Annotated in this window: 20 protein-coding genes; 16 read left to right on the top strand and 4 right to left on the bottom strand. The window is 55.6% G+C overall.

Features of this window, described 5'->3' with window-relative positions:
- Window positions 1-6 precede the first annotated feature (6 nt).
- Window positions 7-453: a flavodoxin gene (locus tag AC790_RS17965; protein WP_049852644.1), complete on the top strand. Its 447-nt coding sequence runs from the start codon at window positions 7-9 to the stop codon at window positions 451-453.
- A 171-nt stretch (window positions 454-624) separates the two neighbouring features.
- Here AC790_RS17965 and garD read toward each other — a convergent pair whose 3' ends face one another.
- Complete coding sequence (gene garD / locus AC790_RS17970; protein ID WP_049852645.1) at window positions 625-2,184, bottom strand: galactarate dehydratase; 1,560 nt, start codon at window positions 2,182-2,184, stop codon at window positions 625-627.
- A gap of 507 nt (window positions 2,185-2,691) precedes the next feature.
- On the opposite strand from garD, the gene AC790_RS17975 reads away from it, so the two are divergent.
- From AC790_RS17975 to AC790_RS18000, 6 genes are all read left to right on the top strand, one after another.
- Window positions 2,692-4,038, top strand: a complete 1,347-nt coding sequence (locus AC790_RS17975) for an MFS transporter (RefSeq protein WP_007891734.1) — start codon at window positions 2,692-2,694, stop codon at window positions 4,036-4,038.
- A gap of 9 nt (window positions 4,039-4,047) precedes the next feature.
- Window positions 4,048-5,388 carry an enolase C-terminal domain-like protein gene (locus tag AC790_RS17980; RefSeq protein WP_049852646.1) on the top strand — a complete coding sequence of 447 codons (1,341 nt, stop codon included), beginning with the start codon at window positions 4,048-4,050 and terminating at the stop codon, window positions 5,386-5,388.
- A 16-nt stretch (window positions 5,389-5,404) separates the two neighbouring features.
- Window positions 5,405-6,736: a glucarate dehydratase gene (gene gudD / locus AC790_RS17985; RefSeq protein WP_007891732.1), complete on the top strand. Its 1,332-nt coding sequence runs from the start codon at window positions 5,405-5,407 to the stop codon at window positions 6,734-6,736.
- A 52-nt stretch (window positions 6,737-6,788) separates the two neighbouring features.
- Entirely contained in the window at window positions 6,789-7,556 is a 768-nt protein-coding gene (garL, locus tag AC790_RS17990; protein ID WP_049852647.1) for a 2-dehydro-3-deoxyglucarate aldolase, read from the top strand.
- A 19-nt stretch (window positions 7,557-7,575) separates the two neighbouring features.
- Window positions 7,576-8,460, top strand: a complete 885-nt coding sequence (gene garR, locus AC790_RS17995; protein WP_049852648.1) for a 2-hydroxy-3-oxopropionate reductase — start codon at window positions 7,576-7,578, stop codon at window positions 8,458-8,460.
- 84 nt (window positions 8,461-8,544) lie between these two features.
- Window positions 8,545-9,684 carry a glycerate kinase gene (locus AC790_RS18000; RefSeq protein WP_049852649.1) on the top strand — a complete coding sequence of 380 codons (1,140 nt, stop codon included), beginning with the start codon at window positions 8,545-8,547 and terminating at the stop codon, window positions 9,682-9,684.
- Window positions 9,685-9,769: 85 nt separating this feature from the next.
- On the opposite strand, the gene barA is transcribed toward AC790_RS18000, so the two are convergent.
- A complete protein-coding gene (gene barA, locus AC790_RS18005; protein WP_049852650.1) occupies window positions 9,770-12,499 on the bottom strand; it encodes a two-component sensor histidine kinase BarA in 2,730 nt (909 codons plus the stop codon).
- Window positions 12,500-12,589: 90 nt separating this feature from the next.
- Here barA and rlmD point away from each other — a divergent pair, with 90 nt between their 5' ends.
- From rlmD to queE, 6 genes are all read left to right on the top strand, one after another.
- Window positions 12,590-13,906, top strand: coding sequence for a 23S rRNA (uracil(1939)-C(5))-methyltransferase RlmD (gene rlmD / locus AC790_RS18010; RefSeq protein ID WP_049852651.1), 1,317 nt, complete (start codon window positions 12,590-12,592; stop codon window positions 13,904-13,906).
- 32 nt (window positions 13,907-13,938) lie between these two features.
- A complete protein-coding gene (relA, locus tag AC790_RS18015; protein WP_007891725.1) occupies window positions 13,939-16,170 on the top strand; it encodes a GTP diphosphokinase in 2,232 nt (743 codons plus the stop codon).
- A 95-nt stretch (window positions 16,171-16,265) separates the two neighbouring features.
- Window positions 16,266-17,057: a nucleoside triphosphate pyrophosphohydrolase gene (gene mazG, locus AC790_RS18020; RefSeq protein WP_049852652.1), complete on the top strand. Its 792-nt coding sequence runs from the start codon at window positions 16,266-16,268 to the stop codon at window positions 17,055-17,057.
- 241 nt (window positions 17,058-17,298) lie between these two features.
- Window positions 17,299-18,936, top strand: coding sequence for a glutamine hydrolyzing CTP synthase (pyrG, locus tag AC790_RS18025; protein WP_007891723.1), 1,638 nt, complete (start codon window positions 17,299-17,301; stop codon window positions 18,934-18,936).
- A gap of 75 nt (window positions 18,937-19,011) precedes the next feature.
- A complete protein-coding gene (gene eno / locus AC790_RS18030; RefSeq protein ID WP_049852653.1) occupies window positions 19,012-20,310 on the top strand; it encodes a phosphopyruvate hydratase in 1,299 nt (432 codons plus the stop codon).
- A 149-nt stretch (window positions 20,311-20,459) separates the two neighbouring features.
- Entirely contained in the window at window positions 20,460-21,131 is a 672-nt protein-coding gene (gene queE, locus AC790_RS18035) for a 7-carboxy-7-deazaguanine synthase QueE (protein WP_007893217.1), read from the top strand.
- An 83-nt stretch (window positions 21,132-21,214) separates the two neighbouring features.
- On the opposite strand, the gene queD is transcribed toward queE, so the two are convergent.
- Window positions 21,215-21,574, bottom strand: a complete 360-nt coding sequence (gene queD, locus AC790_RS18040) for a 6-carboxytetrahydropterin synthase QueD (protein ID WP_007893219.1) — start codon at window positions 21,572-21,574, stop codon at window positions 21,215-21,217.
- Between the two features lie 297 nt (window positions 21,575-21,871).
- Here queD and cysJ point away from each other — a divergent pair, with 297 nt between their 5' ends.
- The 3 genes from cysJ to AC790_RS18055 are packed head-to-tail and all read left to right on the top strand — an operon-like array spanning window position 21,872 to window position 26,129.
- Window positions 21,872-23,674, top strand: coding sequence for an NADPH-dependent assimilatory sulfite reductase flavoprotein subunit (cysJ, locus tag AC790_RS18045; RefSeq protein WP_049852654.1), 1,803 nt, complete (start codon window positions 21,872-21,874; stop codon window positions 23,672-23,674).
- Window positions 23,674-25,398: an assimilatory sulfite reductase (NADPH) hemoprotein subunit gene (cysI, locus tag AC790_RS18050; RefSeq protein ID WP_007893223.1), complete on the top strand. Its 1,725-nt coding sequence runs from the start codon at window positions 23,674-23,676 to the stop codon at window positions 25,396-25,398. The genes cysJ and cysI overlap by 1 nt, the downstream gene beginning before the upstream one ends.
- A complete protein-coding gene (locus tag AC790_RS18055) occupies window positions 25,395-26,129 on the top strand; it encodes a phosphoadenylyl-sulfate reductase (protein ID WP_007893224.1) in 735 nt (244 codons plus the stop codon). Before cysI ends, AC790_RS18055 begins: the two co-directional genes overlap by 4 nt.
- A 148-nt stretch (window positions 26,130-26,277) precedes the next feature.
- On the opposite strand, the gene AC790_RS18060 is transcribed toward AC790_RS18055, so the two are convergent.
- Entirely contained in the window at window positions 26,278-26,562 is a 285-nt protein-coding gene (locus tag AC790_RS18060; protein ID WP_049852655.1) for a YciI family protein, read from the bottom strand.
- Window positions 26,563-26,571 lie beyond the last annotated feature (9 nt).

The following is a 26,571-nucleotide window of genomic DNA, read 5'->3' on the forward strand; positions in this document are numbered from 1 at the left end:
GGCAAGATGGCAAAGATTGGCATTTTTACAGGTACGGTTTACGGCAATGCGCTGCTGGTGGCTGAAGAAGCACAGACGGTGCTGGAAGATCAGGGCCACGAAGTACAGGTATTTGAAGATCCGTCGCTGGCGGATTGGCAGGCATACAGCAAAGATGTGGTGCTGATTGTGACTTCAACGACTGGCCAGGGTGATTTTCCGGACAACATTGCCCGCCTGTATGTCGCGGTACGTGATGATCTCGGTTATCAGCCCGAGTTGCGCTATGGCGTGATTGGTCTGGGTGACAGCAGCTATGACAATTTCTGCGGTGCCGGTAAAACCTTCGATGTCACCTTGCAGGATCAAAGCGCCAAGCGTGTTGGAGAGATGTTGCTGGTGGATGCGACGGAAAATCCTGAACCAGAATCGGTGACTTCGCCGTGGGTGGAGAGCTGGGGTAAGTTGCTGTAATTGCTTTGCCCTCACCCTAACCCTCTCCCGCAAGCGGGAGAGGGAATGTTTAGCCAGGTCATCCTGCTTACACGAAGCACTTTATCTTCAGCTCGCATGAAGTACTTAATCGACTGCACGCACGAAACGGCTCCCTCGCCCGCTTGCGGGAGAGGGCTGGGGTGAGGGCAATTACGTCACTGGCGCAGGATTAAACACCGCTAGCTGATTGCGAATTCCCCATCGATCCGACCAGGTCTGCTTGCGTCCGCTGGCAATATCCAGAATCAACTCAAACAATCTCCAGCCCACCTGCTCAATGCTCTCTTCGCCCGTGGCAATGGTTCCGGCATTGATATCCATCAAATCATGCCAGCGTTCGGCCAGCGCATTGCGCGTTGCCATCTTAATCACTGGAATCGCTGCCAAACCGTAAGGCGTGCCGCGCCCGGTAGTAAACACCTGCAAGGTAATGCCCGATGCCATCTGCTGGGTACCGCACACAAAATCGCTGGCGGGCGTCGCGGCATAAATCAGCCCACGTTGGGTTGGACGTTGGCCAGGCGACAACACTTCGACGATCGGACTGCGTCCCGATTTGGCAATCGAGCCCAGCGCTTTTTCTACCACGTTTGCCAGCCCACCTTTTTTATTTCCCGGTGAGGGATTCGCGCTGCGATCGGTTTGGCCCTGGCTGAGGTAATCGTCATACCACGCCATCTCTTCCAGCAGCCGTTTACCCACGGCTTCATCCACCACACGCGGTGTCAGCAGATGAATGGCATCACGCACTTCAGTCACTTCAGAGAACATCACCGTTGCGCCGCAGCGCACCAGCAGATCGGAAGCAAAGCCCACGGCGGGATTCGCCGTCACACCCGAGAAGGCATCGCTGCCGCCGCACTGCGTGCCGATCACCAGATCGGACGCCGGGCAGGTTTCCCGCTGGCGTAGATTGAGCTTTTTCAGATGGCGTTCGGCGACCTGCAGGATTTCATCCACCATCGCACCGAATCCCACCAGACGCTCATCTTGCAGTCGCACAATGTCGTTATCATCGAGCGAAATGGCCTGTACGTCCGGCGTGCCGGTCAGCAGACGCTCCGGTTGTAATTTCTCGCAGCCGAGGCTGACGATCATCACTTCGCCGCCAAAATTGGGATTGAGCGCGAGATTATGAATGGTACGAATCGGCACCACCGCGGCAGGCGCATTGATCGCTACCCCGCAGCCATACAGATGATTCAGCGCCACCACGCCATCGACATTGGGATAACGCTGTAGCAAATCTCGTTCGATGATCTGCACCACGTAATCCACTACGCCAGCCACGCAATGAACGCTGGTAGTGATACCGAGCAGGTTGCGTGTTCCTACGCTGCCATCGGCGTTGCGATAACCTTCAAAGGTATAACCCTCCAGCGCTGGCAGTGCGGGCGGCACATTGTTTGCCAGCGGCAAACTGTTAAGCGGCGGCGCTTCGGGTAGCGCCACCAGCGACTCTTCAATCCAGCTGCCTTGCGCAATCGGGCGCAACGCGTAGCCAATCACTTCACCGTAACGCAGGATCGCGCCATCTTGCGGGATATCGCGAAGTGCAACTTTATGTCCCTGCGGCACATGTTCGATTAGTTGCAGTCCGTCGTCGAAACGCGTGCCGGACGGCAATCCCTGATTATTGACCACGATCGCCACGTTATCGGCATCGTGCACTTTGATATAGAGCGGTTTTTCTGTCAGAGGACGGTTCATTGCTCACCTTCCAGTTCGTCGCACTGTACATGGCAGCGCGGTTTAAATGTGTTCATCACGTCATCGTATTTTGCCAGCCTCAGTATATGCAGGGGTATTTGCGTAACGCATTGTGCAAATGACTGGCTTTAAGGGGTTTTATGTCGGCAATTTGGTTCGTTTAACCAAACACAAGAGAAGGGACTCACAAAGTGCAGTCGGCCTGTACGTTTACCAGGCAAAACACGGCTGCAAAAAACGGTTCCGTGAGCCACCCCGCAGCGTTATGTGCAGATGCCATAAAAACAGTGTCAATCTCCCTTAATCCTCATGCTTTCTTCCAGTGTTTCGCCTCAAGGCTGTTCCTATACTGATTCTCGTTCTTCAACGTTAGGTTATTCGTCACGACGCATCATCGTATTGCCAAAATAAAAATCGCCGTGTTTAACCCAACTTCTCTCTGATACCCAACGCGATGTGTATGCAGTCAGAGCGAATGTAGCTCGCGCTATATTTCAGGAGTGCATCATGAATAGTTTTAGCCAGACAGCGGAAGCGGTGCAGAAACGCACCAATGCCCGTTACTGGATTGTGGTGATGTTATTTATCGTCACCTCATTCAACTACGGTGACCGCGCCACCATTTCGATTGCCGGTTCGGCGATGTCCAAAGATATCGGCCTCGATTCGGTCGGACTGGGCTATATCTTCTCCGCCTTCTCGTGGGCATACGTGATTGGTCAGATTCCAGGTGGTTGGCTGCTTGACCGCTTTGGCTCCAAACGCGTCTATTTCTGGAGCATCTTTACCTGGTCGCTGTTCACCTTGCTGCAAGGCTTCGTCGACGTGTTTAGCGGCTTCGGCATCATCGTTTCGCTGTTTATGCTGCGTTTCCTGGTCGGTTTGGCCGAGGCGCCATCCTTCCCCGGCAACAGCCGCATTGTAGCTGCCTGGTTCCCAGCGCAGGAGCGCGGTACGGCCGTGGCGATCTTCAACTCGGCGCAATACTTCGCCACAGTGATCTTCGCGCCGATCATGGGTTGGCTGGTTTCTGAAGTGGGCTGGGCGCACGTGTTCTGGTTCATGGGTGGATTGGGCATCATCCTCAGCTTTATCTGGCTGAAAGTGATCCACGATCCCACCGATCACCCGGGCGTGAACAAAGCCGAACTGGAGTACATGGAGCAGGGCGGTGCACTGATCAACATGGACGCCAAAAAAGACGATCGCAAAGTCAGCTGGAGCGAGAAGTGGTTCCAGATTAAACAACTGCTGACCTCACGCATGATGCTGGGCATCTACCTCGGCCAGTACTGTGTCAACGCCTTAACCTACTTCTTTATTACCTGGTTCCCGGTCTATCTGGTGCAGGCGCGCGGCATGTCGATTTTGAAAGCCGGCTTTATTGCTTCGATTCCGGCGGTGTGCGGCTTCCTTGGCGGCGTGTTGGGCGGGGTAATTTCCGATTACCTGATGCGTAAAACCGGCTCGCTGAATATCGCGCGCAAAACGCCGATTGTGCTCGGCATGCTGCTCTCCATATCGATGGTGATGTGTAACTACACCGACACCGAATGGGTGGTGGTGTTCTTCATGGCGCTGGCGTTCTTCGGTAAAGGCATTGGTGCGCTGGGTTGGGCAGTAATGGCGGATACCGCACCGAAAGAGATCAGCGGCCTGAGCGGCGGTCTGTTCAACATGTTCGGTAACTTCTCCGGCATCGTCACGCCGATTGCCATCGGTTACATCATCGCCACCAGCGGATCGTTCGAAGGCGCGCTGGTTTATGTCGGTATCCATGCCTTTGTCGCCGCCTTTAGCTTCCTGGTGATTGCGGGCGATATTAAGCGCGTCGAACTGAAAACCAGGCCATAAGGACGGAATATGACTACGCAAAGTACGCCGGTCATCACCGAAATGCAGGTGATTCCGGTTGCCGGTTACGACAGCATGCTGCTCAACATCGGTGGCGCGCACAGCGCCTGCTTCACCCGCAATATCGTGGTGCTCACCGACAGCGCCGGACACACTGGCGTGGGGGAAGCGCCGGGCGGCGAAACCATCTACCAAACCCTGGTCGAGGCGATTCCGCAGGTTAAAGGCCAGCAGGTGGCCCGCATGAACCGTCTGGTGCAGCAGGTGCACAAAGGCAATCAGTCGGCGGATTTCGATACCTTCGGTAAAGGTGCCTGGACCTTCGAACTGCGCGTCAATGCCGTCGCGGCGCTGGAGGCGGCACTGCTCGATTTGCTCGGTCAATGCCTTGGCGTGCCGGTGGCGGAACTGCTCGGTCCGGGGCAGCAGCGCGATGAAGTGACGGTGCTCGGTTATCTGTTCTATCTCGGCGATCGCCGTAAAACCGACTTACCGTATCTGACCGGCGAAGGTGCCAGCCACGATTGGTATCACTTACGCCATCAGGAAGCGCTGACGCCAGAATCCGTGGTGCGTCTGGCGGAAGCAGCACAGGACAAATACGGCTTTAAAGATTTCAAACTCAAAGGCGGCGTGCTGCCCGGTGAACAGGAGATCGAATCGGCGGCGGCGTTGAAAAAGCGCTTCCCCGATGCGCGCATCACCGTTGATCCCAACGGTGCCTGGACGCTCGACGAAGCGATTCGCTTATGTAAGGGCATGGGCGATGTGCTGACCTACGCCGAAGATCCGTGCGGTGCCGAGCAAGGCTACTCCGGTCGCGAAGTGATGGCTGAATTCCGCCGCGCCACCGGCTTGCCGGTGGCAACCAATATGATCGCCACCAACTGGCGCGAGATGAACCACGCGGTAATGCTCAACTCGGTCGATATCCCGCTGGCCGATCCACACTTCTGGACGCTGAGCGGTGCGGTGCGCGTGGCGCAGCTGTGCGATGACTGGGGCTTAACCTGGGGATGCCACTCCAACAACCACTTCGATATTTCGCTGGCGATGTTCACCCACGTGGGCGCGGCTGCGCCCGGCAAACCGACCGCCATTGATACCCACTGGATTTGGCAGGAAGGCGATCAGCGTCTGACCAAAGAGCCGCTGCAAATCCGCAACGGCAAAATCGCCGTGCCGGATAAGCCAGGTCTCGGGGTTGAGCTGGATTGGGATCGTCTGCATCAGGCCAATGCTTTGTACAAATCGCTGCCGGCCGGCGCGCGTAATGACGCCACCGCTATGCAGTATCTGGTTCCCAATTGGTCATTCGACCGCAAGCGTCCGGCCTTCGGTCGCGGCTAAGTCAAAGGAGCAGGAAATGAGTCAGACACCGAAAATTACAGCGCTGCAGGTCATTCCGGTGGCCGGTTACGACAGCATGTTACTTAACCTGAGCGGCGCACATTCGCCCTTTTTCACCCGTAATATCGTCATTATTAAAGACAATGCCGGACATACCGGCGTGGGTGAGATTCCAGGCGGCGAAAAGATTCGTCAGACATTGGAAGATGCGGCGGCGCTGGTGGTGCAGAAAACCGTTGGCGAATACAAAAATATCCTCAATCTGGTGCGCAGCACCTTTGCTGACCGCGACGCCAGCGGCCGCGGCAATCAAACCTTTGATCTGCGTACCACCATTCATGTGGTAACCGGCATTGAAGCGGCACTGCTCGATCTGCTGGGCCAGCATTTAGGTGTCAACGTTGCATCACTGCTTGGCGATGGCCAGCAGCGCGATCGCGTTGAGATGCTGGGCTACCTGTTCTACGTCGGCGATCGCAAGAAAACCGCGTTGCCGTATCAGAGCCAGGAAAATGACAAATGCGATTGGTATCGTCTGCGCCATGAAGAGGCGTTAACGCCGGAAACGGTGGTGCGTCTGGCGGAAGCGGCCTACGAAAAATATGGTTTTAACGATTTCAAACTGAAAGGCGGCGTGCTGCGCGGTGGCGAAGAGGCTGAAGCGGTAACGGCGCTGGCGAAGCGTTTCCCGCAGGCGCGCGTAACGCTCGATCCCAACGGTGCCTGGTCACTGAACGAAGCGATTCTGCTCGGCAAGCAGCTGAAAGGCGTGCTGGCCTATGCGGAAGATCCATGCGGTGCTGAGCAGGGCTATTCCGGTCGCGAAGTGATGGCTGAATTCCGCCGCGCCACCGGCATGCCTACCGCCACCAATATGATTGCTACCGACTGGCGTCAGATGGGCCACACGCTGTCGTTGCAATCGGTCGATATTCCGTTGGCGGATCCACACTTCTGGACGATGCAGGGCTCAGTGCGCGTGGCGCAGATGTGCCATGACTTCGGCCTGACGTGGGGCTCGCACTCAAACAATCACTTCGATATCTCCCTCGCGATGTTCACGCATGTGGCCGCTGCCGCGCCGGGTGCGATTACCGCTATCGACACGCACTGGATTTGGCAGGAAGGCAATCAGCGTCTGACGAAAGAGCCGTTCCAGATTAAAGGCGGCATGGTGCAAGTGCCGCAGAAACCGGGGCTTGGCGTCGAACTGGATATGGATCAGGTGATGCAGGCCAACGCGCTGTATCAGCAACACGGTTTAGGCGCGCGCGATGATGCGCAGGCCATGCAGTTCCTCGTACCGAACTGGACCTTTGATAACAAACGTCCGTGCCTGGTGCGCTAACTTTTCCGGCTCCCCGCGCGGGAGCCTGCTGTAACCGACAGGAGTGAAGACAATGAGCAATGCCTGGCCGAACAATTTTCGTCGCCGTTTGCTGGCAGGAGAAACCCTGATTGGCAGTTGGTGTGCGCTGGCTAATCCACTGACCACCGAAGTGCTGGGCCTGGCGGGCTTTGACTGGCTGGTGCTGGATGGCGAACACGCGCCGAACGATATCACCACCTTTGTGCCGCAGCTGATGGCGCTGAAGGGCAGCCACAGTGCGCCGGTAGTGCGTCCGCCGTGCAACGAACCGATCATCATCAAACGTCTGCTGGATATCGGCTTCTACAACTTCCTGGTGCCGTTTGTGGAAACCGAGGAGGAGGCGATTCGCGCGGTTGCCTCAACCCGTTATCCGCCAGCTGGGATTCGCGGTGTCTCGGTTTCGCATCGCAGCAACATGTACGGCACGCTGCCTGACTACAACAGCACCATCAACGACAACATCACCGTTCTGGTGCAGATCGAAACCCAGCAGGCGGTGGACAACATTGATGCCATCGCTGCGGTAGATGGCGTTGATGGCATTTTCGTCGGGCCAGGCGATCTGTCAGCGGCGCTGGGCTATCTCGGCCAGCCAGCGCATCCCGCAGTATTGAAAGTGATTAAACACGTGTTTGAACGCGCGAAAGCCGCGGGTAAACCGAGTGGCATTTTGGCGCCGGTTGAAGCCGATGCGCGTCGCTACCTTGAGTGGGGCGCCAGCTTTGTGGCGGTCGGCAGCGATCTGGGTGTTTTCCGCAATGCCACGCAGGCGCTGTGTGACAAATTCAAAAAATAACTGACGTAGGGGAAAGGCAATGAAAATTGGATTTATCGGCCTCGGTATCATGGGCAAACCGATGAGTAAAAACCTGGTGAAAGCCGGTTATTCGCTGGTGGTGCGTGACCACAATGCCAGCAACGAAGCAGAGTTAGTTGAACTGGGCGCCACCGTGGCGAAAAGCGCTAAAGAGGTGGCTGAGCAGGTTGACGTGGTAATTACCATGGTGCCGAACTCGCCGCAGGTGAAAGAAGCCTGCCTGGGCGCCAACGGCATCATTGAGGGCGCACAGCCGGGCCTGATTGTTATCGATATGAGCTCTATCGCGCCGTTAGCCAGTCGTGAAGTGCACGATGCGCTGGCAGCCAAAGGCATCAAAATGCTCGATGCACCGGTAAGCGGCGGCGAGCCGAAGGCGATTGAGGGTACCTTGTCGGTGATGGTCGGCGGCGATAAAGCGGTGTTCGATCAGTGCTACGACATTATGAAAGCGATGGCGGGTTCGGTGGTACATACCGGCGATATCGGCGCGGGCAACGTCACCAAACTGGCGAACCAGGTGATTGTAGCGCTGAATATCGCGGCGATGTCGGAAGCCCTGTCGCTGGCGACCAAGGCGGGTGTGAATCCTGAGCTGGTGTATCAGGCAATTCGTGGCGGCCTGGCAGGCAGCACGGTGCTGGATGCCAAAGCGCCGATGGTGTTAGATCGCAACTTTAAACCGGGTTTCCGTATCGATCTGCATATCAAAGATCTGGCCAACGCGCTGGATACTTCCCACGAAATTGGCGCGCATCTGCCGCTGACCGCCGCGGTGATGGAGATGATGCAGGCGCTGAAGGTGGACGGACAGGGCACTTCCGACCATAGCGCGCTGGCCTGCTATTATGAAAAATTAGCGAAAGTTGAGATCACCCGGTAGTGCAAGCGTCCGGCATCTGCGGATGCCGGACGGCTCACTGCCTTTGCAGGACGGATGTCCGTCATCAACCGCGCTGGATTGCCTATGAAAATTGTCATCGCACCGGATTCATATAAAGAGAGTTTATCCGCCCTGGAAGTGGCTTCGGCGATTGAAGCGGGATTCCGCGAGATCTTTCCTGAAGCTGACTACGTGAAAATACCGGTTGCCGACGGTGGTGAAGGCACGGTTGAAGCGATGGTGGCGGCAACGCAGGGAAACATTGTCCGACTGAAGGCCACCGGACCGCTCGGTAAGCCGGTGGATGCGTTCTACGGTTTGTCAGGTGATGAGCGCACCGCGTTCATTGAAATGGCGGCGGCCAGCGGGCTGGAGTTAGTGCCCGCCGCGCAGCGCGATCCGCTGATTACCACTTCATTTGGCACCGGCGAGCTGATTAAAGATGCACTTGACCGCGGAGTCGATCACGTCATTATCGGCATTGGCGGCAGCGCCACCAATGATGGCGGTTCCGGCATGATGCAGGCGCTGGGCGCGCATCTGCTGGACGATCAGGGTCAGCAAATTGCTTACGGTGGCGGGGCGCTACCGCAGCTGGCACGGATTGATATCGCACAGCTGGATCCCCGTATTAAGCAGTGCCGTTTTGAGGTTGCCTGCGATGTCTCCAATCCGCTGACCGGTGAAAAAGGAGCGTCGGCGATTTTCGGCCCGCAAAAGGGCGCGACGCCAGCGTTGGTCCAGCAGCTGGATCAGGCCCTGGAACACTACGCGCAGATTATTCATCGCGATTTGGATATTGATGTGCTGCATATCGACGGCGGCGGCGCGGCAGGTGGCATGGGCGCGGCTTTGCATGCGTTTTGTCAGGCCGAGTTGCGCAGCGGCATTGAGATTGTCACCGAAGCGTTGGGCCTGGCCCAGCAGGTGAAAGATGCCGATCTGGTGATTACCGGCGAAGGGCGCATCGACAGCCAAAGCGTCAATGGCAAGGTGCCGGTCGGCGTTGCGAAAGTCGCGAAGCAGTATCACAAGCCGGTGATTGGCATCGCCGGGAGTTTGACGGCCGATGTTGGCGTGGTGCATCAGCATGGGTTAGATGCGGTGTTCAGCGTGCTGTTTAGCATCTGCTCCCTGGAAGAAGCGCTGGCCAATGCGGCGCAGAATGTGCGCCTGACGGCGCGCAATGTGGCGGCGACGATAAAGGCGGGGAAAGCGCTGTAAGAAGTTTGGTCGCCATGAATGGCGCCCCTACAAATGCCGCCGTAGGGGCGGCATTTATGCCGACCGGGTCCATCACCGCAGCGCATTAACTCAACGCTAGCAGCTTCCTCGCTTCCCGCGCGACGTTCGCCATCTCATCGCTCAGCTCCAGCAACTCCGGTTCCAGCGCCTCAATATCGCTCTCCTGATGCAAACTCTTCTCTAATTGCTGACACAGCTGCTTCAAACGTGGCACGCCGCTGTAGCTGGCGCTGCCGTGCAACTTATGAATAATCTCGCGCAATCCAACCACATCATTACTCGCTATCGCGTGCTCAACGCGATCTTCCACTTCCGGCAGAAAATCGAGCAGCATTTGCAGCAGGTCGCGGGCTAAATCGGCCTTATTCGCGGCCTGGCGCAGCGCTAAGCTCCAATCCAGCGAAGGCGCAACCTCCGGCTGCAGCGGCTGCGCAGCGGACCGCTGCGGTGCATAGCGTTGCAGCAGCTGGCTCAGTTTGTCCTCATCAATCGGCTTCGCCAGATAGTCATTCATGCCCGCGTTGATCAACTGCGCCCGTTCGCCGTCCAGCGCATGTGCGGTAACCGCGACAATCGGCGTGGTGGCATGCAGCGGCAGGCTGCGGATAATTTCACTGGCGCGAATGCCATCAATATCCGGCATCTGAATATCCATCAAAATTACGTCCAGCTTGTGCAGGCGCGCCTGGCGAATCGCCTGCTCGGCGTTATCGCACAGAATGATGTGCTGCACCTGCTCCTCAAGCAGCGCGCCAATCAGTTTCAGGTTGGCGGGATTGTCATCCACCGCCATCACCGTTAACGGCTGACGGGCACCGCGCGGTAGAGCATCGCGTTGCCCGTCATGCAGGTCCAACAGCATCGGCAGCAGACGCGTCAGTGAAACCGGCTTGGCGATACACCCGGCAATGCCGCGAGCTCGCAGGTCGTCGGCAAACAGCATCATGTCGCTGGGCAGCGCCAGCAGCACCGAATCGGCATGCCCACGCAGGCGTTGGATAAGCGCATCCGGTAACGTAGCAGGATGCGGTTCGGTGACCGGTAAACCCAGCAGCAGCAGCGGGAAGTGCGTATCGGGCAGCTCTTCGAGGCTGGAGAAGTGCTGTACCTGTAATGGCGTGATGCTAAGCATCTCCTGCACCGCTTTGGCCACCGCCGGATGCGGTTCAATATAGGCCAGCGGTGTGGCGCGCAAATCGTCCAGCATGCGCGGAATGGCTGGCGCGTTCGGGTTGAGATCGAGATGAATATGCACCCAGAAAGTCGAACCCTGGTTCGGACGGCTATGGAAGGCAATTTCACCGCCCATTTCGCTCACCAGTTTCTGGGTGATCACCAGTCCTAACCCGGTGCCGCCATGACGCCGCGTAATGCTGGCATCAGCTTGCCGGAACGCCTGGAACAGCTGCGACTGCTGCTGTTCGGAGATGCCAATGCCGGTGTCATGCACCTGAATTTCCAGCTCGACGCGCGTGGCACTAAGGCTGCGCACCTCAACGCGCAGATCGATATGACCGTGCTCGGTGAATTTAATCGCGTTACCGATCAGGTTGATCATGATCTGCTGCAGGCGCAGCGGATCGCCAATCACATTATCCGGCACCTGTTTTTCCAGGCAGACGGTAATTTCCAGACCTTTGTCATGGGCGGAGGGCGCCAGCAGCACCAGCGTCTCATCCAGCGTGGCGCGTAGCGGGAACGGTATGGATTCCAATACCAGCTTACCGGCTTCCAGTTTCGAAAAGTCGAGCACGTCGTTGATGATGCTCAGCAGGTTATTGGCCGAGCGCTCGATGGTGCTCATATAATCGCGCTGGTTGGTGCTCAGCCCGGTTTTCAGCATCTGACGGGTAAAGCCGATGACGCCATTCAGCGGTGTGCGCAGCTCATGCGACATGTTGGCGAGAAACTCTGATTTGATGCGCGCCGCTTCCTGCGCACGCTTTTTCGCCAGATCCAGCTCAACGTTCTGAATCTCTAGCTGTTCCAGCGTTTCGCGCAGATCGTAAGTGGCCTGATCGATGTTCTGCTGCATCTCTTCGTGATAGGCGGTGAGCGACATCGCCATGGCGTTAATGCCGTTCTTCAGAATACTCAGCTCGCCGAGCATGTAACCATCCACGCGGCTGTCGAGCTGACCACGGCGAATGCGGTCAACGGTGGTTACCATATTGCGAATCGGCCCGGTGACATCGCGCATCAGGCGATAGGCAAACAGCATGGCGATGCACAGGCAGAACAGCAGCAGCAGCGTGGCGACAAACACCTCTTTGTACTGCTCCAGTCGTACCGATTGCAGATCCAACTCGATGGCCACATAACCTAACGGATTGCCTGCCGGCTTGGCGTCCTCGCCCGGCAACTCATCTACCGAGTAGCGCTCAGAGATGATCGGCGTGCGCAAAATCATCAAATTGCCTTGCCGCTCTACGGAGACGCCATCTTCCAATGTCGAGATGTCCTCTTTTTGCAGCAGCGCCAGATTTTGATTGTTATTCGAGGTGACGTAGACGTGATTGTTGTTGTCGAAAATGGTGATGGCACGGACAATATTGGAGTGACGACGATGCAGCAGACTGACTAACTCGCGAATCGCATCGCGATTATGCCACGTCATGCCGTATTCACTGGAAACCGACAGCGGTTCGATAATATTTGCACCTGCGTCATGCACCTGATGCTGTAATTCGTTGTAGCGATGCACCACGAAGAAGGTACTGAGCAGCAGACCAATCATCAGCGTTGGCGCCAGTATCAAAATCATCATTCGCGCCCGCAGGCTGTATTTGGTCATAATTGTGGCCTGGCGACTCCTGGCATTTTTATCCCTGTGCAAGCTCGGTTAGGGGCTGCACACCCAATAAAGTAGAGATTTCACAATACTATGGCGCAATTTTACTCTGCAAAACAGCGTGTGACGACGAAGGCTCGCATATCCGTCACCATTGAAGACCTTGATCCCTTTGGACAAGGTGTTGCGCGCCATAAAGGCAAGGCGATGTTTGTCAGCGGCGCGCTGCCCGGCGAGCAGGCAGAAGTGACGGTATTCGAGGATAAGAGCAAGTACGCGCGCGCCAAAGCGAACAAGATTCTCAATCCCAGCCCACAGCGGGAAAAACCGCGCTGTATCCACTTCGGCGTGTGCGGCGGTTGCCAGCAGCAGCACGCCTCGGTGGCACTGCAGCAAGAGAGTAAAGCGCGCGCCTTAAGCCGCATGTTAAGTCGCGATGCGCCGCTGCCGGTGGCGGTTGATGAGATCATCAGCGGCAGCGCGTGGGGCTATCGTCGTCGTGCGCGCTTAGGTTTGCAATGGCAGCCTAAACAGCAGCGTTTGCAGATGGGATTCCGCCAGGCAGGCAGCAACGATCTGGTGGAGTTGAAGCAATGCCCGGTTTTGGTGCCCGAACTTGAAGCGCTACTGCAACCGCTGCACCAATGTCTTAGCGATTTGCAGGCGGTTAGGCGCCTGGGGCACGTTGAGTTGGTACTGGCGGATAATGGCCCGCTGATGGTGCTGCGTCATCTTGATGCATTATCTGCAGGCGACCGCGCAAAACTGGAACGTTTTTCGCATGAGCAGCAACTGTCGATGTGGCTGGCTGATGGCAGTGAGCGTTTGCAGCCGTTAAGTGCACGTGAGCCGTTTTATCGCGCATTTGATTTGCAGCTCGCCTTTAGTCCGCAGAATTTTATTCAGGTGAATGATGGCGTGAATCAGCAAATGATCGCCAAAGCCATTGAGTGGCTGGATTTGCAGCCAGACGATCGTGTGCTGGATCTGTTCTGCGGCATGGGCAACTTCACTTTGCCAGTAGGAAAATTCGTACAAAATGCTGTAGGTGTGGAGGGTGTTGCAGCATTAGTGCAACAGGCAGCGTATAATGCTGAGCAGAATAATCTCAAGAATGTTCGCTTTTTCCAGCATAACCTGGAGGAAGACGTTACGCGTCAGCCGTGGGCGACGCAGGGATTTAATAAGGTGTTACTGGATCCAGCACGCGCTGGGGCTGCGGGCGTGATGGCGCATGTGGTTAAACTTGCGCCGCAACGCGTGGTCTATGTTTCCTGTAACCCAACAACGCTTGCACGTGACAGCCAGACATTGCTGTCCGCGGGCTACCATTTGGAAAGGGTCGCGATGCTGGATATGTTCCCTCATACCAGTCATCTCGAGTCCATGGTGCTGTTTAGCAGAACATAAGCGATGTCCACATCGCTGTGGCAGGAGAGGATATGGTTGCGGTTAGAAGTGCGCATTTAAATACGGCGGGCGAATTTGCCCTCGACCAGTGGATCGCCAGTTTAAGTATCAACAATCCGCAATCCTGTCAGCGACTGGCGGATGCGTGGCGCTACTGTGAAGCCGAAACGCACAACCATCCTGATCAAGCTCTGCTGCTGTGGCGTGGCATTGAGATGGTGGAAATTCTCACCATGCTCAGCATGGACATCGATAGCCTGCGCGCTGCGCTGTTGTTCCCGTTAGCCAACGCGGATGTGGTGAGCGAGGAAGACCTCGAGAAAGCGTTCGGCAAAGAGATTGTGATGTTGGTGCACGGCGTGCGCGACATGGATGCTATTCGGCAGCTGAAAGCGATCCACAACGATTCGATGGCTTCAGAGCAGGTGGATAATGTTCGCCGCATGCTGCTGGCGATGGTGGAAGATTTCCGCTGTGTGGTCATCAAGCTTGCCGAACGTATCGCTCATCTGCGCGAAATGAAAGACGCGCCAGAAGATGAGCGCGTACTGGCGGCGAAAGAGAGCACCAATATCTACGCGCCGTTAGCCAACCGTTTGGGTATCGGCCAGCTCAAATGGGAGCTGGAAGATTACTGCTTCCGCTATCTGCATCCCGACGAATACAAGCGCATCGCTAAATTGCTGCATGAACGTCGTATCGATCGTGAAAGCTATATTGAGAACTTCGTCGATAACCTGCGCGCCGAGATGCAGAAAGAGGGCGTGCGTGCAGAAGTGTACGGCCGGCCAAAACACATCTACAGCATCTGGCGTAAGATGCAGAAGAAGTCGCTGGCGTTTGATGAGCTGTTTGACGTGCGCGCGGTGCGTATCGTGGCTGAGCGTCTGCAGGATTGCTATGGCGCGCTCGGTACGGTGCACACGCTGTATCGACATCTGCCGAGTGAGTTTGACGACTACGTCGCGAACCCGAAACCCAACGGCTATCAATCGATTCATACCGTGGTATTGGGGCCGCAGGGCAAAACGGTTGAAATCCAGATTCGTACGCGGCAAATGCACGAAGATGCAGAGCTGGGCGTCGCGGCGCACTGGAAGTACAAAGAGGGCCCAACCTCCAGCAACGCGCGCGGCGCAGCGGGGCATGAAGGGCGCATTGCCTGGCTACGCAAGCTGATTACCTGGCAGGAAGAGATGGCTGATTCTGGCGAGATGCTGGAAGAGGTGCGCAGCCAGGTGTTTGACGATCGCGTTTACGTATTTACGCCGAAAGGCGATGTGGTTGATCTGCCTGCGGGTTCAACGCCGCTCGATTTCGCCTACCACATTCACAGCGATATCGGTCACCGCTGCATTGGCGCCAAGATCAGCGGACGCATCGTGCCGTTCACCTATCAACTGCAAATGGGCGATCAGATTGAAGTGATCACCCAGAAACAACCGAATCCTAGTCGCGACTGGCTCAATCCAAATCTTGGCTATATTACCACCAGCCGCGGCCGTTCGAAAATTCACGCCTGGTTCCGTAAACAGGATCGTGACAAAAATATTATTGCCGGCCGTCAGATCCTCGAAAGCGAGCTGAATCAGATGGATATCAGCATGCGCGAGGCGGAAAAACTGCTGCTGCCGCGCTATAACGTCAGCTCGCAGGATGAGTTGCTGGCGATGATCGGCGGCGGCGATATTCGCCTCAATCAGATGGTGAATTTCCTGCAAGGCAAGCTCAATAAACCGAGCGCCGAAGAGGAGGATCGCGAAGCGCTGCGCCAGCTGACGCAAAAGTCGCATGCACCTTCATCCCGCAAAGAGAGCGGTCGTGTGGTGGTGGAAGGCGTGGGTAATCTGTTGCACCACATTGCACGCTGCTGCCAGCCGATTCCGGGCGACGATATCGTGGGCTTTATCACTCAGGGTCGCGGCATCTCTATTCACCGCGCCGACTGCGATCAGTTAACTGAGCTGATTTCTCACGCGCCGGAACGTATCGTTGATGCCGTGTGGGGCGAAGATTACTCCAGCGGTTACTCGCTGGTGGTGCGCGTCACCGCCAATGATCGTAGCGGCTTACTGCGTGATATCACCACTATTCTGGCTAACGAGAAGGTCAATGTGCTTGGCGTCTCCAGCCGCAGCGATACCAAAAAGCAGCTGGCAACCATCGATATGGATATTGAGATCTATAACCAGCAGGTGCTCGGCCGCGTGCTGGCACGTCTCAATCAGGTGCCGGATATTATTGACGCGCGCCGTTTGCATTGATTTCCAGGTCGCCATGAACGGCGACCCTACAAATTACGTCGTAGGGTCGTCATTCATGGCGACCTTTTTACATACCAGCCCCAAAGGATCATCTCATGACCGCCTTAAACCGCCTGCTCACCATCATGCAAACCTTGCGCGATCCGCAACGTGGCTGTCCGTGGGATCGTCAGCAAACTTTCTCCTCCATCGCGCCTTACACGCTGGAAGAAACCTACGAAGTCATCGATGCCATTCAGCGCGAAGATTTTGACGATCTGCGCGGTGAGCTGGGCGATCTGCTGTTTCAGGTGGTGTTCTACGCTCAAATGGCCGACGAACAGCAGCATTTCAATTTTGACGACATCTGCAACGCCATTAGCGACAAACTTGAGCGCCGCCATCCGCATATTTTTGGCGATGTTAAGGCAGAGACCAGCGACGAAGTGCTGAAAAACTGGGAAGCGATCAAACACAATGAACGCGCGGAAAAATCGCAGCATTCAGTTTTAGATGACATTCCCAAAGCGTTGCCCGCCTTAATGCGCGCGCACAAAATTCAGAAGCGTTGCAGCACGGTCGGTTTCGACTGGAACAATCTCGGACCGGTACTGGATAAAGTGCATGAAGAGATTGATGAAGTGATGCATGAAGCGCAGCAAGCGGTGGTCGATAACGACAAGCTGGAAGAGGAAATCGGCGATTTACTCTTCGCCACCGTCAATTTGTCGCGCCATTTAGGCAGCAAAGCGGAAATCGCCCTGCAGAAAGCCAATGATAAATTTGAGCGCCGCTTCCGCCAGGTTGAGAACATCATCGCCTCACGAGGTTTAGCGATGAGCGATGCCACGTTGGATCAGATGGAAGAGGCCTGGCAGCAGGTGAAAGCCAGCGAGAACAAGAGCTAAGCCAATCTGGCGATTATTCCAGCACTGCGCATAATTTCACCGCTTGAGCTTACTCGATTCAGCCTTGCGGTGAGTTTGTGACGTACATCAACATTTCACCCCCTGCTATCCGCTATGTTACCGGCTGACCTGTGGAGGACGATGGTGTGATTCATCAATTGTGGCTGAAGACGACTTCAAGTATACTATTTTCCCGTCTTGGTTATTCCATCGTCTTTAAACCTAAACTCTCAGGTTCAGCATGACAACGAATTATATTTTTGTGACCGGCGGGGTCGTTTCCTCTCTGGGCAAAGGCATTGCCGCAGCCTCCCTCGCAGCTATCCTTGAAGCACGTGGTCTTAATGTGACCATCATGAAACTCGATCCGTACATCAACGTCGATCCGGGTACCATGAGCCCTACGCAGCACGGTGAAGTGTTTGTTACCGATGATGGGGCCGAAACCGATCTGGATTTAGGTCACTACGAGCGCTTCATCCGCACCAAAATGTCGCGCCGCAACAACTTTACTACCGGTCGTATTTACTCAGAAGTGCTGCGCAAAGAGCGTCGTGGCGACTATCTGGGCGCCACGATTCAGGTCATCCCGCACATCACCAATGCGATCAAAGAGCGCATTATTGAAGGCGGTGAAGGTCATGACGTCGTTCTGGTTGAGATCGGCGGTACGGTGGGTGATATCGAATCTTTGCCGTTCCTCGAAGCGATTCGCCAGATGGCGGTCGATGTCGGTCGTGAACACACCATGTATATGCACCTGACGCTGGTGCCGTATATGGCGGCCGCAGGCGAAGTGAAAACCAAGCCAACCCAGCATTCAGTGAAAGAGCTGTTGTCGATCGGGATTCAGCCGGATGTGCTGATCTGCCGTTCTGACCGCGCGGTGCCTGCGAACGAACGCGCCAAAATCGCGCTGTTCTGTAACGTGCCGGAAAAAGCGGTTATTTCCCTGAAAGATGTGGATTCCATCTACAAAATTCCAGGCATGCTGAAGTCGCAAGGTCTGGATGATTACATCTGCAAGCGTTTCAATCTGAACGCGCCGGAAGCGAACCTGGCCGAATGGGAACAGGTTATTTACGAAGAAGCCAATCCGGGCGGCGAAGTGACCATTGGTATGGTCGGCAAATACGTCGAACTGCCAGATGCGTACAAATCAGTGATTGAAGCGCTGAAACACGGCGGCCTGAAAAATCGCGTGACCGTGAACATCAAGTTGATTGACTCGCAGGATGTGGAAACGCGCGGTGTCGAATTACTGAAAGATCTGGATGCTATTCTGATCCCCGGCGGCTTCGGCTACCGCGGTGTGGAAGGCAAAATGATGACGGCGCAATACGCCCGTGAGAACAACGTGCCGTATCTGGGGATTTGCCTCGGTATGCAGGTTGCGCTGATGGAATTTGCCCGCAACGTTGCCGGTATGGAAGGCGCGAACTCTACTGAATTTGTGCCAGACTGTAAGTATCCGGTGGTTGCGCTTATCACCGAATGGCGTGACGAAGAGGGCAACGTTGAGCAGCGTACTGAGCAGAGCGATCTGGGCGGCACCATGCGTCTGGGTAGCCAGCAGTGCCAGTTGACGCCGGAAAGCAAGGTGCGTCAGTTGTACGGTTCTGAAATCATTACCGAACGTCACCGTCATCGTTACGAAGTAAACAATATGCTGTTGAAGCCGATTGAAGCGGCGGGTCTGCATATTGCCGGTCGTTCCGGCGACGATCAGCTGGTTGAGATCATTGAGATCCCGAATCACCCGTGGTTTGTTGCCTGTCAGTTCCACCCGGAATTCACATCGACCCCGCGTGATGGTCATCCGCTGTTCGCTGGCTTTGTGAAAGCCGCGCAGGAGCACCAGAAGCGTTTAGCGAAGTAAATTTCACGAGCAACGCGCGAACTTTTCGCGCGTTGTTTGTCTTAGGATTGACTAACTTGTACTGAGGAAAATCGAATGTCCAAAATCGTAAAAGTCATCGGTCGCGAAATCATCGACTCCCGTGGCAACCCAACTGTAGAAGCAGAAGTGCATCTGGAAGGCGGTTTCGTTGGTCTGGCTGCTGCGCCATCAGGTGCATCTACCGGTTCTCGCGAAGCACTGGAGCTGCGTGACGGTGACAAATCTCGTTTCCTGGGCAAAGGTGTAACCAAAGCGGTTGCAGCGGTTAACGGTCCAATCGCTAACGCGGTAACCGGTAAAGATGCCAAAGACCAGGCGAACATCGATAAGATCATGATCGAGCTGGACGGTACTGAGAACAAATCTAACTTCGGTGCTAACGCCATTCTGGCCGTTTCACTGGCTGCTGCTAAAGCGGCTGCTGCCTCTAAAGGCCTGCCGCTGTATGCGCACATCGCTGAACTGAACGGCACCCCGGGCAAATACTCTATGCCACTGCCAATGATGAACATCATCAACGGTGGCGAGCATGCCGATAACAACGTCGACATCCAGGAATTCATGATTCAGCCGGTTGGCGCGCCAACCCTGAAAGAAGCCATTCGCATGGGTTCTGAAGTCTTCCATCACCTGGCAAAAGTGCTGAAGTCAAAAGGTATGGGCACTGCAGTCGGTGACGAAGGTGGCTACGCGCCAAACCTGGGTTCTAACGCCGAAGCGCTGGCTGTTATCGCTGAAGCGGTAAAAGCAGCAGGCTACGAGCTGGGCAAAGACATCACTCTGGCGATGGACTGCGCAGCATCTGAATTCTACAAAGACGGCAAATATGTGCTGGCTGGCGAAGGTAACAAAGCCTTCACTTCAGAAGAGTTCACGCACTTCCTGGAAGACCTGACCAAACAGTACCCAATCGTCTCTATCGAAGATGGTCTGGACGAATCTGACTGGGCTGGCTTCGCATACCAGACCAAAGTGCTGGGCGACAAAATCCAGCTGGTGGGTGACGATCTGTTCGTAACCAACACCAAGATCCTGAAAGAAGGTATCGAGAAAGGCATCGCTAACTCCATCCTGATCAAATTCAACCAGATCGGTTCACTGACCGAAACCCTGGCTGCAATCAAGATGGCGAAAGATGCTGGCTACACCGCGGTGATTTCACACCGTTCAGGTGAAACCGAAGATGCAACCATCGCTGACCTGGCAGTAGGTACTGCAGCAGGCCAGATCAAAACCGGTTCTATGAGCCGTTCTGACCGCGTTGCTAAGTACAACCAGCTGATTCGTATCGAAGAAGCGCTGGGCAGCAAAGCACCGTTCAACGGTCTGAAAGAAGTTAAAGGCCAGGCGTAATCGCCTGAGTATGCTGCCTGCGGGCAGCATCGTCCGAATGAAGCCCCGCCTTGTGCGGGGCTTTTGCTTTTATTTGGCACGAAGCAGCTGTTACTCGGCGCGCAAGATCTGCCATAATCTGCGCCTCAAATTTTAGACGTGAGTAAAAAATGTTCTACCCGATTAACGAAATGTTCCAGACGCTGCAGGGCGAAGGTTTCTACACCGGCGTTCCGGCGCTGTTCATCCGCTTACAAGGATGTCCGGTGGGCTGTAGCTGGTGTGATACCAAACATACCTGGGAAACGCGGGCAGATCGGGAGACCTCGCTGGGCGATATTTTGGTGAAAACCGTGGAGAGCGATGCCTGGGGCAACGCCGATGCCGCGATGCTTCTCGACTCTATTCAGCGCCAGGGCTGGACCGCACGTCACGTGGTGATTACCGGCGGTGAACCGGCGATTTTCGATCTGCGTCCGCTGACGCAAGCATTAGAAGCGGCGGGCTTTGCGTGCCAAATCGAAACCAGCGGCACGCACGAAGTGCAGTGCTCAGAAGCCACCTGGGTGACGGTTTCACCGAAGGTGAATATGCGCGGCGGTTATGACGTATTGCCGCAGGCATTGCAACGCGCGGATGAGATTAAACATCCGGTGGCGCGTGAGCGTGATGTCGAAGCGTTGGATGCGTTGTTGTCGGGCCTGCATGACGAGAAAAAGCGTATTGTGGCGTTACAGCCGATCAGCCGTGGCGATGCTGCCACCAAACTCTGTATTGAAACCTGTATCGCCCGCAACTGGCGGCTTTCAATGCAGACGCACAAGTATTTGAATATTGCCTGATTTGGCACGGTGCGCACTTTAGATGCGTAGGGTCGCCACTCATGGCGACCTCACTCAACGATTACTGCTTCACTTGCCTGGTCTCAACCGCGATAAACACAACCAGCGGTACAGGTCTCTTTAATCATCACCGCACTCAACTCAGGCAGAATCGGCTTCATCTGATCCCAAATCCACTTTGCCAGCACTTCGCTGGTGGGATTTTCTAAACCTGGGATGTCATTCAGATAGTGATGATCGAGGCGATCGTACAGAGGCTTAAACGCTGCCTTCAGCTCGGCAAAATCCATTACCCAACCGGTATGCGCATCCACTTCGCCGGTGATTTCTAATCGCACCAGGAACGAATGGCCGTGCAAACGCCCACACTTATGGCCTTCCGGCACGTGAGGTAAGCGATGGGCAGATTCAAACTGGAACTCTTTAAATAACGTGGTAGACATAATGGCTCTCAGACTTAAAAACCGCTGAAGTCTACCTGAATTGCAGATTTTTCGCACCCGCTCGCCATGAAAAGGGCATTAAACGACGCAATCCTGCTAAAACGCCTAATTAACTCTTTGAATCATATCGCCTTCATTTACCACTTTTGCCGATTAACTTTACCCGAAAAACCACTTAGTCATTTTGGTTATTTAATATGTCGAAGGCGTATTTAATCGTTAATATACAGCCCGGTAACCTACGCACTCTTTCGCAACATATTGATCCGGACTTCTGACACTGGAATTTTTAACGCAATGACGACTCAGGCACCAGGTTCACTGCTTCCGTTATCCCCGGAGCAACTCGCGCGCTTACAGGCGGCGACCACGGATTTCAACACCACGCAGATGGCCTGGCTCTCAGGCTATTTCTGGGGCATGGTCAACCAGACGCCGGGTGCGGCTGCCGCGCCAGCGCCTGTTCAGGCTGAAACACCGACCATCACGCTGATCTCCGCCTCACAGACCGGCAATGCGCGTCGCCTGGCTGAGCAGTTGCGTGATGACCTGCTGGCAGCGAAGCTGAGCGTCAATCTGGTTAACGCTGGCGATTACAAATTCAAACAGATCGGCCAGGAAAAGCTGCTGGTGGTGGTGACCTCCACCCAAGGTGAAGGCGAGCCGCCGGAAGAAGCCGTGGCGCTGCACAAGTTCCTGCTGTCAAAGAAGGCGCCGAAGTTTACCGGCACCGCCTTTGCGGTGTTCGGTCTTGGCGATACCTCTTATGAGTTTTTCAGCAAAGCCGGTAAAGACTTTGATGAGCGTCTGGCGGAACTCGGTGCCGAACGTCTACTGGATCGTGTGGATGCGGACGTTGAATACAAAGAGCAGGCAACGGCCTGGCGCCAGCAGATCACCGAGATATTAAAAGCGCGCGTGCCGAGCGAATCGCCAGCCCAGGCCGCCATCACAGCGGCAGGCAGCGTCAACCTGGTCGACAGCAGCCCGTATACTAAAGAAGAGCCGCTGCTGGCCAGCTTTGCTGCAAACCAGAAAATCACCGGACGCGACTCGGATAAAGATGTGCGCCACATTGAAATCGATCTCGGCGATTCTGGCCTGCGTTACCAGCCGGGTGACGCGCTGGGCGTGTGGTTTGAAAACGATGCTGAACTGGTGCAGGAACTGCTGCAGCTGGTGTGGCTGAAAGGCGACGAGCAGGTTGAGGTGCAGGGCAAAACGCTGGCGCTCACTGAGGCGCTGCAAAAACACTTCGAACTGACGGTTAATACGCCACAAATCGTTGAACAATATGCCGCCCTGTCGCGCAACGATGCGCTGCTGGCATTAGCGGGTGACAAGCCAAAGCTGCAGAGCTATGCGCAGAGCTTCCCGATTGTCGATATGGTGCGTCAGGCGCCGACCGAACTGAATCCTGAGCAATTAACCAGCCTGCTGCGTCCGCTGACGCCGCGCCTCTACTCGATTGCTTCTTCGCAGGCGGAAAACGAAACCGAAGTGCATATTACCGTCGGTGCGGTGCGCTTTGAGATCGACGGTCGCCAGCGCGGTGGCGGTGCATCTACCTGGCTGGCGGATCGCATTGAAGAAGAGGGCGAAATCCGCGTCTTCATCGAGCATAACGACAATTTCCGCCTGCCGGCTAATCCGGAAACCCCGGTAATCATGATTGGTCCGGGCACCGGCATCGCGCCGTTCCGCTCCTTTATGCAGCAGCGCGATAACGATGGCGCAGGCGGCAAAAACTGGCTGTTCTTCGGCAATCCGCACTTCACCGATGATTTCCTCTATCAGGTAGAGTGGCAGAAGTACGTCAAAGATGGCTTGCTGACTAATATTGATCTGGCATGGTCGCGCGATCAGGCCGAGAAAATTTACGTACAAGATAAAATCCGCGCCAAAGGTGCGGAGGTGTGGAGCTGGTTACAGGAAGGCGCGCACCTTTACGTCTGCGGCGATGCCAATCGCATGGCAAAAGACGTTGAGCAAGCATTACTGGATGTGGTGGTCGAACACGGCGGCATGGATCGTGAAACGGCTGATGAATTTTTAAGTGAGCTGCGCATTGAGCGCCGTTATCAGCGAGACGTTTACTAATGAGCGAAAAACATCCTGGACCGCTGGTCGTTGAAGGCAAGCTGGTCGACGCTGAGCGTCTGAAAAAACAGAGTAACTACCTGCGCGGCACCATCCTCGACGATCTCGACGATGGCCTGACCGGCGGCTTCACCGGCGATAACTTCCTGCTGATCCGTTTTCACGGTATGTACCAACAGGATGACCGCGACATTCGAGCCGAGCGCGCTGCGCAGAAACTCGAGCCGCGCCACGCCATGATGCTGCGCTGCCGTCTGCCGGGCGGCATCATCACGCCAACGCAGTGGCTGGCGATTGATAAATTTGCCAGCGAAAAAACCATTTACGGCAGCATCCGTTTGACTAACCGTCAGACCTTCCAGTTTCACGGCATTCTGAAGAAGAACGTGAAGCCGACGCACCAGATGCTGCACGAAGTCGGACTCGACGCGCTGGCGACCGCCAACGACGTTAACCGTAACGTGTTATGCACCTCGAATCCGGTGGAATCAGAGCTGCATCAGGAAGCGTACGAGTGGGCGAAAAAGCTCTCCGAACATCTGCTGCCGCAAACCCGTGCATACGCTGAGATCTGGTGGGACAAAGAGAAAGTCGCCACCACGGATAAAGAGCCGATCCTCGGTGAGACCTATCTGCCGCGTAAATTCAAAACTACAGTAGTGGTGCCGCCGCATAACGATGTCGATCTGCACGCCAATGATTTGAACTTCATCGCTATCGCTGAGAACGGCAAGCTGATTGGCTTTAACCTGCTGGTTGGCGGTGGTTTGTCGATTGATCACGGTAACAAAGCCACCTACGCACGCACCGCCAGCGAGTTTGGCTTCCTGCCGGTAGAGAAGATTCTCGACGTGGCGGCCGCGGTGGTGACCACGCAGCGCGATTGGGGTAACCGTACCGATCGTAAAAATGCTAAGACCAAGTACACGCTGGAACGCGTCGGTGTCGAAACCTTCAAAGCGGAAGTGGAAAAACGTGCCGGCCTGACGTTTGAACCGATTCGTCCCTATGCGTTCACCTCGCGCGGCGACCGCGTTGGCTGGGTGAAAGGCATCGATAAGAAGTGGCACCTGACGCTGTTCATCGAGAATGGTCGTCTGCTGGATTATCCGGGTCGTCCGTTGAAGCGCGGCATCGCCGAAATCGCCAAAGTTCATCAGGGCGATTTCCGTTTGACCGCCAACCAGAACCTGATTGTGGCTGGCGTGCCTGAGAAGCAAAAAGCGCAGATCGAAGCCATCGCCCGTGAACACGGTTTGATGGAAGCGGTAACGGCGCAGCGTGAAAACTCGATGGCGTGCGTGGCCTTCCCGACCTGTCCGCTGGCGATGGCCGAAGCCGAACGCTTCCTGCCATCGTTCGTCACCAAAGTGGAAGAGATCATGCATAAGCATGGCGTGGGTGAAGAGCACATAGTGTTACGCGTTACCGGTTGCCCGAATGGCTGTGGCCGTGCTTTGCTGGCTGAGTTGGGTCTGGTGGGTAAAGCGCCGGGCCGTTACAACTTACATATTGGCGGCAACCGCGAAGGTACGCGCATTCCACGCATGTACCGCGAGAATATCAACGAAGGCGAAATCCTCGCCAGCATCGATGAGCTGGTGGCGCGCTGGGCAACCGAGCGTCAGGCCAATGAAGGCTTCGGCGACTTCGTGATTCGCACTGGCATCATCAAAGCCGTGGTTGATCCCGCCCGTGATTTTTGGGACTCGGAGGCAGTATGACGGTACTCGATCTCGCAGCACTGAATGGTTCATCAAAAGTTGATCGCATTATGGCGTTGGCAGAAAGCAACGTGCAGCTGGAGAAGCGCTCGGCTGAAGAGCGCGTCAGCTGGGCGCTGGAGCATCTGCCTGGCGCGTTTGTGCTGTCATCCAGCTTTGGTATTCAGGCGGCGGTTTTGCTGCATATGGTGACGCAGCAGAAACCGGACATTCCGGTGATTCTCACCGATACCGGCTATCTGTTCCCGGAAACCTATCGCTTTATTGATGAGCTGACCGACAAGCTCAATCTCAACCTGCAAATCTTCCGCGCTGAGACCTCAGCAGCATGGCAGGAAGCGCGTTACGGCAAACTGTGGGAGCAGGGCGTTGAAGGGATTGAGCAGTACAACCAGATCAACAAAGTGGAACCGATGAACCGCGCGCTGGAAACCTTGGGCGCGCAAACCTGGTTTGCTGGCCTGCGCCGCGATCAATCCGGCAGCCGCGCCAGTTTGCCGGTGCTGGCGGTGCAGCGCGGCGTGTTGAAAATTCTGCCGATTATCGATTGGGATAACCGTCAGGTGCATCAATACCTGCAGCAGCATGGACTGAAATACCATCCGCTGTGGGATGAAGGTTATCTATCCGTGGGCGATACGCACACCACCAGAAAGTGGGAGCCGGGCATGGCAGAAGAGGAGACACGCTTCTTCGGCCTGAAGCGCGAGTGCGGGTTGCATGAAGGGTGATAATTAGGTGCTCGCTGTCCCCCTCCTCGGTCCTCCCCCATAAATGGGGGAGGAAGATGCTGCCATATGTGAGTTCTGAAGGGGCATGCGGCAGCGTCTCCTTCCCCCGCTAGCGGGGGAAGGCCGGGATGGGGGACAGCGGGCACCATCAAATCCCCTGCAGCCGCGCAAACTCTTCCGCCGCACGCGTCACATTCACCTTCGTCACCTCATAATGTGCCACCGCGACAAAGGGATCCTCCGCGAGGATGGTATCCAGCCGGGCGCGATCGATATCTTTCACCATAATCATGCCGCCAGTGCGCGGATCTTTACGTCCCGCCGCGATAAACACGCCATTAGCAAAGTAGCGATCCAGCCATTCGATATGCGGCGCCAGTAACGCTTCCACTTCCTCTACCGGACGAAAATAGTTCAGAAATACCACGTACATAATAGATCC

The organism is Pantoea sp. RIT-PI-b (assembly GCF_001187905.1).
Taxonomy (GTDB): Bacteria; Pseudomonadota; Gammaproteobacteria; order Enterobacterales; family Enterobacteriaceae; genus Pantoea; species Pantoea nemavictus.